This is a genomic window from Oleiphilus sp. HI0066, from assembly GCF_001635725.1.
Genome location: NZ_LWFH01001002.1, coordinates 1 through 1,079, shown reverse-complemented (window position 1 = coordinate 1,079; position 1,079 = coordinate 1). Strand labels below are relative to the sequence as shown.

At 41.5% G+C, this 1,079-nt stretch carries 1 protein-coding gene and 1 pseudogene; both read left to right on the top strand.

From position 1 onward, the window contains the following. The first annotated feature begins 148 nt into the window (after nt 1–148). Entirely contained in the window at nt 149–625 is a 477-nt protein-coding gene (locus A3738_RS11905) for a DUF3015 family protein (protein ID WP_068478805.1), read from the top strand. Between the two features lie 90 nt (nt 626–715). Next, a pseudogene (locus tag A3738_RS11900) lies at nt 716–1,079 on the top strand (hypothetical protein); the annotation flags it as partial.

The window sequence follows — 1,079 nt, the reverse complement described above, 5'->3', positions numbered from 1 at the left end:
CTTTATTCTTTTTTAATATCATAAAACTGTTTGTCTACTAGTTAATTAGTCTAAACTAGAAGCGTTCTTCGTTGTATTGCTTTTTAGCGCAAGCTTTGGGCATTGAAGAAGTATCGATACATTTATGGACAGATGAAGGAATACTTACATGAAGAAATTACTACTTGGCGCTGTTATCGCGTCTGCACCAATCGTTGCAATGGCAAATGGTCCTGCGGGTTGTGGTCTGGGTACAGCTGTTGTATTTAAATCTCCAAGTTCGTGGGTTGAGCACGTTCTAGCAGCAACAACAAACGGTAGTTCTGGCAACCAAACTTTTGGTATGACTTCTGGCACACTAGGTTGTGAAGCAGCTGGCGGCCCGTTGGCATCAGGCGTTGACTATTTCATTGATGAGAACATCGATTTAATCGCGATGGAGTCAGCTACTGGTCAGGGTGAAACAATTGACACTCTAGCTGAAATGATCGGAATTGAAGACGCTGACAAGCGTGCATTCCGTGTATCACTTCAACATAACTTCGATCAAATGTTCCCAACTGAAGAGACTTCATCTGCTCAAGTGTATGACGCTATCGTAAGCATCATGACGCAAAATGTTCGTTTAGCGAAATACCTCGGCTAACAACATAAAAAGAGCTAAAGAAGAACCTTCTTTCGTCTGAAAGAAGGTTCTTCTTATTAAAATAATAATATTTTCGTGCGGCATGGATGTATGCGCTTACTCGTAATTATTCTCGTGTTTTTGGCTGTTTTACTTCCAACGACGAAAAGTATTGCTTCTGATCTAACCCAACTAGCTAATGATCGACAATGGCTAGACCTCTTACACTATCATCAGGTCGGCATTCTTTCCGAGCAAGGAAGCCAAGTCGACGATCCTAGTTTTTTTCTGAGTCCTGACGGACAAACCAATCCCAAAAGTGAACTCAGTGCCACCATTGAAGCGATGTCAACTTTCGGAACAGACTTCAACAAATACCGATGTAAATATCCTGCTCGCTTTACCTGGCTTCAAAGCCACGGCTATTTAACCAATGAAAATTTAAACTGTCCTGAGCTCAAGCAATTTCTTCAAG

Excerpts from the sequence above, each read along its gene's own strand:
- A3738_RS11905 (WP_068478805.1), top strand. The coding sequence starts at position 149 with ATGAAGAAATTACTACTTGGCGCTGTTATCGCGTCTGCACCAATCGTT.